The organism is Nocardia takedensis NBRC 100417 (assembly GCF_000308695.1).
In the GTDB taxonomy this organism is placed as follows: Bacteria; Actinomycetota; Actinomycetes; order Mycobacteriales; family Mycobacteriaceae; genus Nocardia; species Nocardia takedensis.
Genome location: NZ_BAGG01000064.1, coordinates 61,420 through 75,402, shown reverse-complemented (window position 1 = coordinate 75,402; position 13,983 = coordinate 61,420). Strand labels below are relative to the sequence as shown.

The following is a 13,983-nucleotide window of genomic DNA, read 5'->3' as shown; positions in this document are numbered from 1 at the left end:
CGCCGGTCGCTTTCTAGCGCAGCAACCCGGCCGCGGCCAGATCGTCGAACAGCAACTGGTCCACCGGCGGCACCGCCTCGCGGTCGCCGTAGCCGAACCAGGCCATCTCCTCGATCTCGCTGCTGGCGCTGAGGGTTCCGGTGTACTCGGCGGTGTAGCAGCTCATGCGCACCGTCACCGCGTCGTCGCGGGCTTCGTAGGTGCCGACGTGGGCGACCGTGTCCGGGCGCAGCGCGACGGTCAATTCCTCCGCGATCTCCCGCACCAAGGTCTGCAGGTCCGTCTCGGCCCCTTCGCGTTTGCCGCCGGGAATGTAGAAGACGTCCTTGCCGCGCGGGCGCGCGCACAGGATGCGGCCCGCCTCGACGCGCACCCAGGCGACGGTGTCTATCAGCATCGGCGCAGCCTATCGCGCGCGGCGACCCCCGACCCCGGCCGGGAGCCGCCGCGAGAACTCAGCGACTCAACCGCTGGAACCGGCGCACCGCCAACGGCAGGAACACCGCGCTCAGCAGCAGCGGCCACACCAGCGCCATCAGCAGCGCGTGCTGTTCGACCCACGAATCACCGCTGCCCACCGGGGTTCCGAACAGTTCGCGACTGGCCGCGACCGTGGAGGAGATCGGATTCCAGGCGGCCACGAAACCCAGCCAGTCCGGCATGAGCTGCGGGGCGACGAAGATGCTCGAGATCATCGTCAGCGGGAAAGCGACCGCGAACAGTCCGCCCGCCGCCTCGGGATTCGGCACCAGCAGGCCCAACCACACCCCCAGCCAGATCAGCGAGAACCGCAGCCACAGCAGCAGACCGAAGGCCGCCGCCGCCCCGAGCACGCCGCCGTCAGGACGCCATCCCATCACCAGCGCGGTCAGCATCAGGATGCCCAGTTCCGCGCAGGCCACCAGCAGATCGGTCACCCCGCGACCCGACACCACCGCCGAGGAGGCCATCGGCATCGACCGGAACCGGTCGATGACCCCGTTGGTGGCGTCGTAGACGACCACCGTCGCGGTGTTGATGAAACCGAAGGCCATCGTCATCGCGAACATGCCCGGCATCAGGAAATCCCGGTAGTCGCCGCCGCCGGGCACCGTCATCGCGCTGCCGAACACGTACCCGTAGAGCAGCACCGACAGGATCGGGAACCCCAACTGCCAGGCGATGTTCACCGGTTGGCGCTGGTAGTGGGTCAGCCCGCGCCGCACCACGTTCCAGCAGTCCACCACCGCCCAGTAGGCACGCGGGCGGGCGCGGATCATCTCGACAGTGCTCATCAGGCGACCTCCTCGACGACGCTGCGGTGTCCGGTGAGCTGGAGGAACACATCGTCCAGGCTCGGTCGGCGCAACCCGATGTCCTGCACCGCGATCGCTTCGTCGCGCAGGATGCGGACCACCTCGGTCAGCGCGCCTACCCGATCGTCCACCGCGACATGCACCCGACGCTCGGCCACGTCGATGATCGGCTCGCCGCCGTCGCCCGCCTTGGCCAGCACCGCCGCGACCGCGGGCAGATCCGCCGCCTCCACGGCGACGACCTCGATCAGGTCGCCACCCGCCCGGTTCTTGAGCCCGTCGGGCGTGTCGTCGGCGATCGCCCGGCCGCCGTCGATCACGGTGATCCGCGAGGCCAACCGGTCGGCCTCCTCCAGGTACTGGGTGGTGAGCAGCACTGTGGTGCCGTCGGCGACCAACGCGCGCACCGCCTCCCACACCTCGCCGCGACTGCGCGGGTCCAGGCCGGTGGTGGGTTCGTCCAGGAACAGCACCCGCGGGGCCAGGATCATCGACGCGGCCAGATCGAGTCGCCGCCGCATACCGCCGCTGTACTTGCCGACCCCCTTGTCGGCGGCCTCGACCAGATCGAAGCGCGCCAGCAGTTCTTCGGCGCGTCGCGCGGCCCGCCGGCCACCCAGATGGAACAGTCGCCCGAACATCTCCAGGTTCTGCCGCCCGGTCAGCACCTCGTCCACGGCCGCGTACTGACCCGTCAGCCCGATGCGGGCGCGCACCTCGCGCGGATCGCGGGCCAGGTCGACACCCGCGACCCGCGCGTGGCCGCCGTCCATCCGGATCAGCGTCGACAGGATCCGCACGGCGGTGGTCTTGCCCGCGCCGTTCGGGCCGAGCAATCCGTGCACCGTCCCCGAGCGCACCGCGAGGTCGAAGCCGTCGAGCGCTGATTTGTCCTTGTATCTCTTGCGGAGCCCTTCGGCGATCACCGCGTGTTCGGTCATCCTCGTTCCTCCCGTTCGAGTAATAACTGGGTACAGCGTACCCCATTGTGAGTACAACGTACCCAGTTATTTTCGGCGATAGGCTGACACCCATGACAGGTACCGAGACCAGCGGCAGCGGCGACATCGCCCGCACCATGGACCTGCTGTGGCAGACCGGCCCTCGGCCCAGTCGCGGCCCCAAACCCGCACTGTCGCTGGACCGCATCATCGAAGCCGCCGTCACGATCGCCGACGCCGAAGGACTCGCCGCCGTCACCATGCGCCGGGTCGCCACCGAACTCGGCATCGGCACCATGTCGCTCTACCGCTACCTGCCCGGCAAAGGCGAACTGCTCGACCTCATGCTCGACCGCGTCCAACACCCCGGCGAAGACATCAGCATGGGGCCCGACTGGCGCAGCGCCCTGGAACACCTCGCGCACGGCACCCTCGCGCTCTACCAACGACATCCGTGGTTGGTCCAGGTCAACCAGACCCGGCCCGTTCTCGGCCCCGGAGCCCTCGAGGGCATGGAACGGATCATGCGCCACATCCGACCGATGGGCCTGACCGACCCGGAACTCGTCTCGGTGGTCGTCTTGGTCGACGGATACGTCCTCGGCGCGGCCCGCAACCGCCTCTACGGCGAACAAGCCGAACGCGAAACCGGCCTCACCGACGCCGAATTCTGGCAAGCCCAGGCCCCGGTCCTCGAACAAGCCATGAACTCCGGCCGCTTCCCCGTCATGGCGAGCCTGTCCGAAGAAGCCTTCGGCCCCGACTTCGACCACTTCGCCTTCGGCCTGGCCCGCATCCTCGACGGACTCGAGGTGTTCGTGGCCCGCCGCGCCCGCAACAACTGACCGGGGAAACTCGTGGGGACGACCTGTCCGAGCGGTGCGGCACAATCGCGGACATGACCAACGAGGGAATCGGCCTGTCCGCCGGGATACCCGTCCTGCGAATCTTCGATGTCGACCGAGCCTACGAGTTCTACCGCGACTACCTCGGATGCGCGGTCGACTGGGAACACCGCTTCGGCCCCGACTTCCCCCTCTACGCCCAGGTCTCCCGCGCGAACCTCCGCCTGCACCTGAGCGAACACCACGGCGACGGCACCCCCGGCACCGTCGTCTGGATCCCCGTCGACGACATCCACGCCTTCCAAGCCGAACTGGCCGCCAAACCCTACCGCTACGCCGAACCCGGCCCACCCGAACCAGGCCCCGGCGGCCCGGGTTTCGCCCTCACCGACCCCTTCGCCAACACCCTCCGCTTTGCCCAACCGGACTAGATCTACGGACTGGGTTCGGCGGTGCGCAGGAGTTGCAACAGCCCGTGCACCGCCGCGAACTGCTTGTCCGAGAGCGGATCGGTGGCGAAATGCATCAATTCGTTGCGCAGTTTGCCGACCTGCCGGACCAACTCCACCACCTGCACCCGGTCGAGCCGCCAGCCCACCTTGCGCCACCGCGCGGGATCCTCCAACACGAATTTGTACTCGCCGAAAGTCAGGTCCGCGGCGCTCTTGATCCGTGCTTTCCGATGCGGCCGCACCGCATCATGCAGGTCCGGCAGGTCGAGGCTGCTCTGGACAGCCCGGCGCAGCCTGTTCTCGGCTTCCTCGATCAGCACGAACGGCCGGGCGAGAGTGCCGAACTGGCGGGTCAGATCCGCGGCGGTGAGGATTCCGGTGACACGGCGTTCGGCGCTGTAGACGAAGATGAACCCTCGGTCGTAGATGCCATCGATCTGGTCGAGCAACAGGGCGTCGTGGTCGACTACCAACGCCGCGACGGTGGCGTCCGCCAGCGTGGGTTCGGCGCGCGAGATGTGTGCCTGCCCGATCGACTCCCAGGTGATCGCACCGTGATAGGTGCCGTCGGCATCGATCACCGCGAGCTGGGAGAACTGGTGACGCAGCATCGTGGTCTTGGCCGCGGTCAGATCCGTCGATGACTCGACCGACACCAGGTCCGCGGGCAGATCGCCGAGCCTACGGGTCATGGGTTCCGGTTCGGCGACGTTCTCGACATCGTCGGATCCGTCGGTCACCTCGTCGGCCCCCGGTTCGGAGGCAAGCGGAACCAGCGCCACTATCTCGCTGATCCCGCCCTCGGTGAAGGGAGGTCGGGTCGTCAGACCGTTGGCCGCGAGATCGGCTTTCACCGCAGAGATGACAGTGGCGGTGCGGCGTTCCTCACCCCAGTGCTCCAACAGACTGCGGATCGTGAGTTCGCGCGGCGTGGACGGGTCGGCGGAAACGGCCTCGGCGAGCAGTTCGGCAGAACTTCGCACTTCCTCGTCCCCGTCGAACCCGGGATCGGTGCCGTGTTCGGACAGGTGCCGGATGCGCGCGGCCGCGTCGTGGCGCGTGATTCCGCAGACAGTGAGCAGTGAGCGCAAACTCGCGCGCAGGTCGGGCCGGAGCGCGTCCCAAGCGACGTCGGTGCGGACCCAGTCGACTTTACGAACCTGTCGGAAGCCCGCGGGCTCATCGGGTCGGAACTCGTACGGACCGCTGATCCTGCCGATCGCCACCGTATCGGCACGGGTCTTGAGCGGCATCACCACGAGGTCGCCGAACTGGATCTCGGTGCCGAATTTCCACAACTGGCCCGTGTAGTTGCTGACCACGGTCGCGCTCACCTCCGGATACGCGTTACGCACCGCGGATTTGAGCTCGTTCCAGGTGTGATAGCGACTGATGTCGCCGACTTCGTCCCAGCCGAGGATCGCCGCACCGTCGCGTAGTGCGCGCGGTTCCCGTTCCCCGTTGCGCCCCGCGCGGATCAACCACGCCTTGGGACCTCGCGACGATTCCACAGACACCACTCGGCCTCCCACCCGGAACTCGGGCCGCTCGCGCCTGGGCTCCCACCCGTTCGAGGGGCCGAGGTCGGTGACGGCTGACGGAAACTGTAGCTGAGACCGGGCGGGCTCGCGGAGTGCTCGCCGAACTCGACAGAATGTCCTCCGCCAGCGAGACGAGTACCCGGCGAACGGCTTTCACCGTGTGTGGCGAGTCGGTGCAGCCTACTTCGAGGTGTCCTGGCGGCTGAGGCGGATGGGGAGATCTTCGTGGCCGATGGATGTAGCGACGTGGGAGGCCGCTTTCGCCAAGGCGTCGGCCGGGATGGTGGTGTCGGCGAATGGGGTCACGACGATTTCGGTGTCGGTGGATTCCCAGGTGCCGGTTATGCGGCCGTCGACCACGACGATGGGGGCTATCCAGCCGGCGGTCTTGCTCACCGCGGCGCGGTGGGGTTTGGGGAGGATGGCTTCGTCGCCCGTGCCGGGGCCGAGGATGTATTGGTCGAAGGGGCCGAGGAGGTGGACCGAAGGGGTGGGTTCGGTGGCCGCGAGATCGTCGGCGTGCTCGGCGGTGAGGTAGGCGCGGCGGCCTTCGACGTCGAGTTCCACCAAGTCCTCGCCCAGGTCGGCGAACCAGCCGCGGACCACGGTCTTGCGCAGGGCGCCGCGGGTGAGCCAGGCGTCGAAGGCTTCCGGGCTCGCGGGACCGTGGGCGTTCAGGTAGGCGGTGATCGCCGCCGGGGCGGCTTCCTCGGGGTCGGGCAGCGCGCGCCAGGTGGGGACCAGTCGCGCGGGGCTGGTGAAGGTCACCCGGTTGCCCTGGGCGGGGCCGTGGCAGAGCACGCCCTGCCAGGCCAGCGGTTTGAGCAGTGCGCCCCAGCCCGAGCGGAGTTGTTCGCCCATCCGGTGGAAGGCCGCGTCGGCCAGCAGCGCGTCCACGAGTTCCTCGCGGGTCAGCGCCTTGTCGGCGAGCAGGGCCGACACCGCCTCGCCGAGGGCGGCGACCTCCTGTGGCGTCGCGCCGAAATTGCGCTGCCAGACCGGTTTCTCCCAGGTTCGGGCCGCGGCGACGAGCGGGAGGAACGCGGCGGCCGACTCGGGGGTGAGCGCGTGCAAGGTGCCGCGCATGGACCAGGTCTTGACCAGCGCGCCCGAGGCGAGTTCGCGGGCCAGCGCGCCGGATTCCGGGGTGGCCGACCGCAGCGCCACCGCGGTCTCGGCGGAGGAACCGACCTGCGCTTGCACCCCGCACAGCCGTCCGACGATTCCGGTGACCGAATCACCGGGTTCGCTGATGTGCTGGCGGGCGAGTCGCCACGCGAAGACCTGATCCCAGGTGACTCGCACCGGATGCCCCTCCTGTCAGTCGAACAGGATGCTACAGAACAGCACACCCAGGGTGATATCGGTCAGCCCGATGACCGTGGCGGCGATCACGCCGAGCAGCGCCGTGCGGTTGGTGGCGCGTTCCATCGGCCCGACCGGTTCGACCAGTCGCTCCGCCCGGGCCAGCACCGCCGTCCCGGCCGCGCCCAACGCACCCGCGGGGGCTTGCGCCCCCATACCGAGCAACGCGAGCAGTCCGCCGAGCAACGGTGCGGGACCGTGGGTGCGCGCGGCGCGGTCGTCGGCGCACATCTCGAGCAGTCGGCCGATCTCCACCGAACCTTCGGTGAGCAGTCGCACGCCGGGCAGCGCGGTCGCGAGACTGCGCAGCATGCCGGTCAGCATCGCGTGCCGTCCGCGCAGGTGCGCGCGTTCGTGGGCGAGGACCGCGGCCAACTGTTCGTCGGTGAGCGCGTCGAGGGCGGCGCTGGTGACCACGATGGTGTCGGGCCGTCCGGACACGCAGTACGCCTGTGGTTCGGGTGAGTCCAGCAGCACCGCGCCGCCCAGTTCGGGCAGGTGACGCCCGACCATGCGCACCGCGCGGCCGTGGGCGTGGGTGTGGCGGCGCAGGTGCACCGCGACGCCGGCCACATGGGCCACGACGGCGAGCGCGCCGACCGTGACCAGCGCCGAGATGACGAAGGTGACGACTTTGGTCGCCAGACCGCTGTGCGGATGCACGGGGGTGGACAGCACCGCGTAGCAGGCTTGCAGCGCTTCGCTGGGATGTCGCCAGATGGTGGCGAACTCGACCACCAGCAGGCCCGCGGCCAACGCCCACCCGCCCAGTGTGCCCGCGATGGCGACCAGCCAGGCCGTCACCCCGAGTCGTGGGGCGACCCCGCGCCGGGTGAGTCCGCGCAGCACCGGCGGGCCGACGAGGGCCAGGGCGGTGCCGTAGATCATCAGGCACAGGGCGACGTTCACGGCGCCTCGGGGGTTTTCCGCGCCGTGAGCCTGCGCAGCGCGGCGCGCAGTCCCGCGGATTCCTCGGCGGTGATCCGGTCGACGAAGTGGCTGAGCACCAGATCGGAGCGTCCGCCGGAGCCCAGCGCCTCGAGCATCAGGCGGGCGCTGTGTTCCTCGCGGGTCAGCGTGGGCCAGTAGCGGTAGGCCTTGCCCGAGCGTTCGCGGGCCAGCCAGCCCTTGCGGTGCAGGTTGTCCATGGTGGACATGACGGTGGTGTAGGCGATGCCGCGCTCCCCCGACAATTCCTCGAAGATCTCGCGGACCGATGTGCTCTCCGCGTCCCGATCCCAGATGCGGTCCATGATGACCGCCTCCAGGTCGCCGAATCCACGCACCGTCCGAACTCCCTCACCACTGGACCTACTTCTGGGGTCTCAGGGTACCGGGTCCGGGCGATTGCTACGGACCGGTGTCGTAGGTTTTCCGACCGCGCGGTATCTTTCGGTGGTTCATGCGAACATATGTTCGTGTCCGAATTCCGCCGTGAGGACGACGGCCCACCCCCGCCCGAGACCGGCGCGCGCACGTCCCGGCCGCGCATCACCGCGCGCGAGGACGCCTCGATCCTGCACGCCGATCTGGACTCCTTCTACGCCTCGGTCGAGCAGCGCGACGACCCGCGCCTACGCGGCAGGCCCGTGATCGTCGGCGGCGGCGTGGTGCTGGCGGCCAGTTATGAGGCCAAGGCATACGGCATCCGTACCCCGATGAACGGGGCGCGCGCCCGCCGGATGTGTCCGCGAGCGATCGTGGTGCCCCCGCGCATGTCCGCCTACGCCGAGGCGAGCAAAGCCGTGTTCGAGGTGTTCCGCGACACCACGCCCGTGGTCGAGGGCATCTCCATCGACGAGGCGTTCCTCGACGTCGGCGGCTTGCGTCGACTCGCGGGCGAACCGATCGAGATCGGCATGCGGTTGCGCGCGCAGGTCCGCGACCGGGTCGGACTGCCGATCTCGGTCGGCATCGCCCGGACCAAATTCCTGGCCAAGGTCGCCAGCGCGGTCGCCAAACCGGACGGCTTGCGCTTGGTCGAACCGGCGGCCGAACTCGAATTCCTGCACCCGCTGCCGGTCGAACGCCTGTGGGGCGTCGGCGAGGTCACCGCGGCGGCGCTGCGCGAGCGCGGCATCACCCGCATCGGCCAACTCGCCCAGCACGGCGAAGCCGGACTGCGCCCCATCCTCGGCCCCGCCGCCGCCCGCCATCTCTCGGCCCTGTCGATGGCCCGCGACCCGCGCCGCGTCGAAACCGGCGTACGCCGTCGTTCGATCGGCGCGCAACGCGCCCTCGGTCGCCGCTCCCGCGAACCGGAAGAGATCGAAGCCTACTTACACGGTCTCACCGACCGCCTGGGCCGACGATTGCGCGCCGCCCACCGGGTCTGTCGCACGGTGGTGCTGCGCATGCGATTCGACGACTTCGCCCGCGCCACCCGCTCGCACACCCTCGCCGAGGCCAGCGACCACACCGAAACCCTGCTCACCGCCGCCCGCGGCCTGCTCACCGCCGCCATGCCGATGATCCAGGAACGCGGCCTGACCCTGATCGGTCTGGCCTTGACCAACCTCGACGACGCCGACGCGATCCAACTCACCCTCCCGTTCGAACCCCGCGCCGCCAACACCCTGGACGCCACCCTGGACGACCTGCGCCGCCGCTTCGGGTCCGGCGCGGTCACCCGCGCGGCCCTCATCAACCGCGGCGAAGGACTGTCGGTACCGCTGCTGCCCGACTGAATCCCTCCGATACAGCCCGGTAGCGTCGGTGAGGACGTCTGCCGACTTCGGAACGGAGCATTCGATGCACACACGCACGCTCGGCCAAGGACTGGAAGTCTCGGCCGTCGGACTCGGCGCGATGGGGATGTCGCACGGGTACGGCCCGAATCCCGGGGATCGCGCGGACATGATCGCGGTGCTGCGTTACGCCGTCGAGCAGGCGGGGGTCACCTTCGTGGACACCGCCGAGGTGTACGGACCCTACGTGAACGAGGAACTCGTCGGCGAAGCGCTCGCGCCGTTGCGCGAACAGGTGGTGATCGCGACCAAATTCGGGTGGGACATCCGCGAGGGGAAGATGGCGGGCACCGATTCGCGGCCCGAGCAGATCAGGCGGGTGGCCGACGCTTCGCTGAAGCGACTCGGGGTGGACGCGATCGACCTGTTCTATCAGCATCGCGTCGATCCGGACGTCTCGATCGAGGAGGTGGCGGGGACGGTCGCCGAACTCGTCACGGCGGGCAAGGTGCGCCATTTTGGGCTCTCCGAGGCGGGCGCGGACACCATCCGCCGCGCCCACGCCGTGCATCCGGTGACGGCCGTGCAGAGCGAATACTCGCTGTGGACGCGCGATCCCGAACCCGCCGTCCTGCCGACCTGCGCCGAACTCGGCATCGGGTTCGTCCCGTTCAGTCCGCTCGGTCGCGGCTACCTCACCGGAACACTGGACACGACCACCGAATTCGGCGCGGGCGACCTGCGGGCCGGACTCCCCCGTTTCGCCGCCGCGAACCTCGACGCCAATCAGGCCCTGGTGGCGCGGGTCCGGGAGATCGCCGAGGATCGCGGCGCGACGCCGGGGCAGATCGCCCTCGCCTGGCTGCTGGCCCAGCACCCGTGGATAGTGCCCATCCCCGGCACCCGACGCCGCGAACGCCTGGACGAGAACACCGCCGCCACCCGCGTGGCCCTGTCCGCCGACGACATCGCCGACCTGGACACCCTCGCCGCGCGTGTCGGCATCCACGGCGACCGTTACACCGAGGCAGGCATGGCCATGGTCGGCCTCTGACCGATCCACCCCCGCTCCGGGACCGGGCTACATCAGGCCGAACAGTTCGCGGGCGCCGTCGCGCAGGAAGTCGACCAGGTCGGTGTTGTCGGCCGAGACGCGTCCGACCACGCCCTGCACGCACAGGCCGCCGACCACGTCCGAGCCCTGTTCGCGCACCGGGACCGCCAGGGCCGCGCGGCCGATGCGGGATTCCTCGTTCTCGAAGGAGACCTCGGTGGCCAGGATCCGGGTCAGCTGGGCCTGTAACGCGCGCGGGTCGACCACGGTGTGCGCGGTGACGGCGCGCAGTGCGACGGTGCGGAACGCGGTGGGGCGGTAGGCGAGCAGGAGTTTGCCGACCGCGTGCGCGTGCGGGTTGCGGGTGATGGTGGAGGCGGGCACCACCTCGTGGTCGGGGTCGGTGTCGATCATGCGCAGCGCGCCGCCGCGGAAGGAGGCGACGTAGAGACCGTGGCGGGTGCGGGCGCGCAAGCCCTCGAGCACGTCGGCGACGGTGCGCACGGGTTCGGTGGCGGCCGCGGCGTAGGCGAGTTCGGTGGTGCGCCTGCCGAGGGCGAAACCGGACAGGTCGGGGGTGCGGACCAGGAAACCGTCGGCGACCAGCAGATTGAGCATGCGGTAGGCGGTGGCGGGCGGTACGCCGGTGTGGTCGGAGATCTGCCGGGCGGTGGCCCCCGCGCCGAGGTGCGCCACGGCTTCGAGCATGGCCAGCGCCTTCTGCACGGCCCTGGGTTGGTGGCCGCCGAAGCCGGGTTCGTCGCGGCGCACGGGCGGTCGTTCGGTCACCACGGCTACCGTCCGGGGCGGGTGAGCACCGGACGGCCGCCCGCGTCGACGCGCAGGGACGCCGCCCCCGGCAGCAGGTCCGCGGTCTCGACACTGTCGAACACGCCGATCGAGTCGAGGCTGTGCGGTCGGTAGCGGCGCAGCGCCGCGTGCCAGACGATCCCGGATATCGCCAGTGCCGCGCACCAGGTCAGGTAGGTCCACGCGCCGGATCGCACGGCGTCGACGGAGGCCAGCGCCAGCAGTCCGCCGCCCGCGGGCACCGCCGCGAGTCCGACGATCCGCGTCCGGGCGGTGTGTTCGCCGATGCGGTGCAGGAACCGCAGCGCCGCGCAGGCGACCAGGACGTAACCGAGCAGCAGCGTCACTTCGGTGACGGCGTCGTAGCTGCCGGGCGTGTGGCCGGGTTCGTGCCAGAGCGTGCCGAGGAAGGTGATCGCGGCGAACGCGGTGACCGCCGCGTACGGGGTGCGCCAGCGCGGGTGCACGCGTTGCAGCGCGACCGGGATGATCCGTTCCAGGCTCATCGAATACAGCAGTCGCGACCCGGCCTGGGCGAAGCCGAGGGTGGAGGCGATCCACGACGAGCACACGCCGATCTCGACCACCAGCACCAGCAGCGGACTCGCCCCGGAGGCCGTGCCGCCGAAGTAGGCGTTGAGCAGGGTGCCCGCGTGGCCGGTCATCCCGGCCCACCCGGCGACGATGTAGAGCGCGCCGACCAGCACCGGCGTCACCAGCACCGTGCGGGTGACGGTGCGCAGCGGACGCCGTGCCTCCGGGCCGAAGAACGCCGCGCTCTCGAAACCCGCCAGGTTCAGCACGGTCTGCATGGCCAGGAAGGCGAGCAGCCCGAAGGGGGCGGTGGACATCGTGAGGTCGGGGGCAAGCGGTTCCGGGGTGCGGACGAGCAGCGCGAGGATGACCACGATCGTGCACACCTCGACGACCAGGATGAGCCGGGTCGCGAAACGGACGCCGCGGATCGCCACCAGCGCCACCACGACCGCGATCCCGGCGCAGACCGCGACGCCGGGGATCGCGGGCAGCCCGAAGGAGCGGGCCACGGCGGACAGGTCCGCGCCCGCGTTGGACAGCACCGAGATCGACACCGCCAGATAGCCGACCAGCAGCGCGGCGCCCGCGGTGAGGGTGGCGCGTTTGCCGAGTCCGTGCGCGACGAAGCTGTAGAGCGATCCGGAGGCGGCCAGGCGGACGGTGAACTGGCGGATGCACAGCGCCACCAACGCCATCACCGCGGTCGCGGCCACGATGGCGCAGAGGCCGGCGACGCCCGCGCCGAAGGACATCCACAGCGCGGTGTAGACCATGCAGGTCGCCGGAGCCATGGTCGACATGGATTGCCCGACCAGGTCGAACGGTGTCAGCGTCCGGCGACCGAGCGCGCGCAGCGGCGAGTACACCGGAGCCTGCGGCGCTTCGGCGACCGCGGCGTGCTGGAGGGCGGCGCGCAGCGCACTGGTGTTCATGGTCCTCCCGCGAGTCGATCAGGAATCGCAATCTACGAGCGTCGGATTGCGCGGATGTTTCCCGTGTGACGGCCGGGAGACCGCCGAGTGGGAATCGCCCGCCAAAATCGCCCCGCGCTTGCCGGGAGGTGTGACCGATCCCACCTGCCGGGCGCGGTGATCGTGGGTGACCTGCCGCGACAGCGTCTTCCGCCGACTCACTCGGCGAACCGCGACGGGTAACTCCGCGGACCCGGCGACGACGCATCGCCCGCGCATTCTCGTTCCACCACCCCGGAGGTCCGGGGTTCGTCGAAGGAGGTGAGCGTGCCGATGCTGTGGGCAGCTCTGTCGAGTGCGCTGGGCGCGACGCTGTTGTGGGCGGGTGTCCCGAAGGTCGGCGACCGCGCCCGGCTGACCCGGGCGGTGCGCGGGTACCGGTTGCTGCCGGATGCCCTCGCGCCGTGGATCGCCACGGTGTTGCCGTGGGTGGAGATCGTGCTGGGCGCGGCGCTGGTGATCGGCGGCGCGCCGCGGCTCGCCGGGGCCGCGGCGGCGGCGTTGTTCGCCGTGTTCTTCGCGGCGCTCACGGTGAATCTCGCGCGGGGTCGCCGCGATCTGGACTGCGGATGCTTCGCCTTCGCGGCGGGCGGCGACGAGGTCGCGCGGATCGGCTGGTGGCACGCCGTCCGCGCCGCCGTCCTCGCGATCTCCGCCGCCGTACTCGTCACGACCCCGCCCTTGTCCGGATTCGACCGGGCCGCGGGGGCCGGGATCGGCCTGTTCGCCGTCGCGGTGCTCGGCGTGGGTCTGTACGCCCGCTCGGTGATGTCGTTGGGCCGCCGTCCGGTGGACGACTACCTCACCGACGCCGCCATCGAACTGCGCGCCGTCTCCGCGCTCAGCCGCTACTGATCGAAAGGTACTGTCCCATGACCTTTTTCCTGCTCACCATGGTCCTGCTGCTCACCGCGGCGGTCGGCGCGCTGCTGCTGATGATCCTCGGGTTGGCCCGGGAGATCGGCCGCGTGCAGGTCCGCCTCGGCCCGCTCGGGGCCCGGATGATGGACACCGGCCCGAAGATCGAGCAGGCCGGGCCCACCTTCCACGGTCTCACCGACCACCTCGGCCGCACCGTGAGCGTCGGCGGGCACCGTGAGCGCCCGCAACTGCTGCTGTTCACCGCGCCGGGGTGCTCGACCTGCAAATCGCTGCTGCCGGGCATGAAGGCGATGGCCAAGGGCGAGGGCGACCTCGACATCGTGCTGATCTCGGACGGCACCGCCCGCGAGCACGCCGAATTCCTGGCGGGCGCGGGCATCGGCCCCGAACTGAGCTACGTGGACGGCCGCGACGTCGGCATCGCCTACCAGGTGGGCACCACGCCGTTCGGGGTGATGCTCGACGAGCACGGCAAGATCCGCGCCAAGGGCCTGTGCAACCACATGGCCCAGGTCGAAAGCCTGCTCAACGCAGTGGAATCCGGCACTCCCTCGCTCCAGCACCTGCACACCGCGGCCGCCGCGCGCGGCGCCGCCTGAGAGT

At 70.2% G+C, this 13,983-nt stretch carries 15 protein-coding genes; 6 read left to right on the top strand and 9 right to left on the bottom strand.

Annotated elements, in window-relative coordinates:
* Positions 1-13: 13 nt before the first annotated feature.
* Genes ON30_RS13980 through ON30_RS13970 form a run of 3 tightly spaced genes read right to left on the bottom strand, consistent with a single transcriptional unit; the run spans position 14 to position 2,236 of the window.
* A complete protein-coding gene (locus ON30_RS13980; RefSeq protein ID WP_040707323.1) occupies positions 14-397 on the bottom strand; it encodes an NUDIX hydrolase in 384 nt (127 codons plus the stop codon).
* A 58-nt stretch (positions 398-455) separates the two neighbouring features.
* On the bottom strand, positions 456-1,274 hold the full coding sequence (locus tag ON30_RS13975; protein WP_040707320.1) for an ABC transporter permease: 819 nt from the start codon (positions 1,272-1,274) through the stop codon (positions 456-458).
* Complete coding sequence (locus ON30_RS13970; protein WP_040707317.1) at positions 1,274-2,236, bottom strand: daunorubicin resistance protein DrrA family ABC transporter ATP-binding protein; 963 nt, start codon at positions 2,234-2,236, stop codon at positions 1,274-1,276. The genes ON30_RS13975 and ON30_RS13970 overlap by 1 nt, the downstream gene beginning before the upstream one ends.
* A 92-nt stretch (positions 2,237-2,328) precedes the next feature.
* Here ON30_RS13970 and ON30_RS13965 point away from each other — a divergent pair, with 92 nt between their 5' ends.
* Together ON30_RS13965 and ON30_RS13960 are read left to right on the top strand one after the other, a co-directional pair.
* Positions 2,329-3,081: a TetR/AcrR family transcriptional regulator gene (locus ON30_RS13965; RefSeq protein ID WP_040707315.1), complete on the top strand. Its 753-nt coding sequence runs from the start codon at positions 2,329-2,331 to the stop codon at positions 3,079-3,081.
* Positions 3,082-3,134: 53 nt separating this feature from the next.
* Positions 3,135-3,512: a glyoxalase superfamily protein gene (locus ON30_RS13960; RefSeq protein ID WP_083911386.1), complete on the top strand. Its 378-nt coding sequence runs from the start codon at positions 3,135-3,137 to the stop codon at positions 3,510-3,512.
* A gap of 2 nt (positions 3,513-3,514) precedes the next feature.
* On the opposite strand, the gene ON30_RS13955 is transcribed toward ON30_RS13960, so the two are convergent.
* The 4 genes from ON30_RS13955 to ON30_RS13940 form a co-directional block, all read right to left on the bottom strand.
* Positions 3,515-5,050 carry a DUF8426 domain-containing protein gene (locus ON30_RS13955; RefSeq protein WP_218006264.1) on the bottom strand — a complete coding sequence of 512 codons (1,536 nt, stop codon included), beginning with the start codon at positions 5,048-5,050 and terminating at the stop codon, positions 3,515-3,517.
* A gap of 204 nt (positions 5,051-5,254) precedes the next feature.
* Complete coding sequence (locus ON30_RS13950) at positions 5,255-6,379, bottom strand: winged helix DNA-binding domain-containing protein (RefSeq protein ID WP_040707313.1); 1,125 nt, start codon at positions 6,377-6,379, stop codon at positions 5,255-5,257.
* Positions 6,380-6,394: 15 nt separating this feature from the next.
* Complete coding sequence (locus ON30_RS13945; RefSeq protein WP_040707311.1) at positions 6,395-7,348, bottom strand: M56 family metallopeptidase; 954 nt, start codon at positions 7,346-7,348, stop codon at positions 6,395-6,397.
* Positions 7,345-7,725, bottom strand: a complete 381-nt coding sequence (locus ON30_RS13940) for a BlaI/MecI/CopY family transcriptional regulator (RefSeq protein ID WP_040707310.1) — start codon at positions 7,723-7,725, stop codon at positions 7,345-7,347. The genes ON30_RS13945 and ON30_RS13940 overlap by 4 nt, the downstream gene beginning before the upstream one ends.
* 126 nt (positions 7,726-7,851) lie before the next feature.
* On the opposite strand from ON30_RS13940, the gene dinB reads away from it, so the two are divergent.
* Both dinB and ON30_RS13930 read left to right on the top strand, forming a co-directional pair.
* On the top strand, positions 7,852-9,126 hold the full coding sequence (dinB, locus tag ON30_RS13935) for a DNA polymerase IV (protein ID WP_083911385.1): 1,275 nt from the start codon (positions 7,852-7,854) through the stop codon (positions 9,124-9,126).
* Between the two features lie 64 nt (positions 9,127-9,190).
* Entirely contained in the window at positions 9,191-10,180 is a 990-nt protein-coding gene (locus ON30_RS13930) for an aldo/keto reductase (RefSeq protein WP_040707308.1), read from the top strand.
* Positions 10,181-10,207: 27 nt separating this feature from the next.
* Here ON30_RS13930 and ON30_RS13925 read toward each other — a convergent pair whose 3' ends face one another.
* Positions 10,208-10,969 carry an IclR family transcriptional regulator gene (locus tag ON30_RS13925; RefSeq protein ID WP_040707384.1) on the bottom strand — a complete coding sequence of 254 codons (762 nt, stop codon included), beginning with the start codon at positions 10,967-10,969 and terminating at the stop codon, positions 10,208-10,210.
* Positions 10,970-10,974: 5 nt separating this feature from the next.
* A complete protein-coding gene (locus tag ON30_RS13920) occupies positions 10,975-12,459 on the bottom strand; it encodes an APC family permease (RefSeq protein WP_083911384.1) in 1,485 nt (494 codons plus the stop codon).
* Positions 12,460-12,759: 300 nt separating this feature from the next.
* On the opposite strand from ON30_RS13920, the gene ON30_RS13915 reads away from it, so the two are divergent.
* On the top strand, positions 12,760-13,353 hold the full coding sequence (locus ON30_RS13915) for a MauE/DoxX family redox-associated membrane protein (protein WP_306307384.1): 594 nt from the start codon (positions 12,760-12,762) through the stop codon (positions 13,351-13,353).
* A gap of 17 nt (positions 13,354-13,370) precedes the next feature.
* Entirely contained in the window at positions 13,371-13,979 is a 609-nt protein-coding gene (locus ON30_RS13910; RefSeq protein WP_040707296.1) for a thioredoxin domain-containing protein, read from the top strand.
* Positions 13,980-13,983 lie beyond the last annotated feature (4 nt).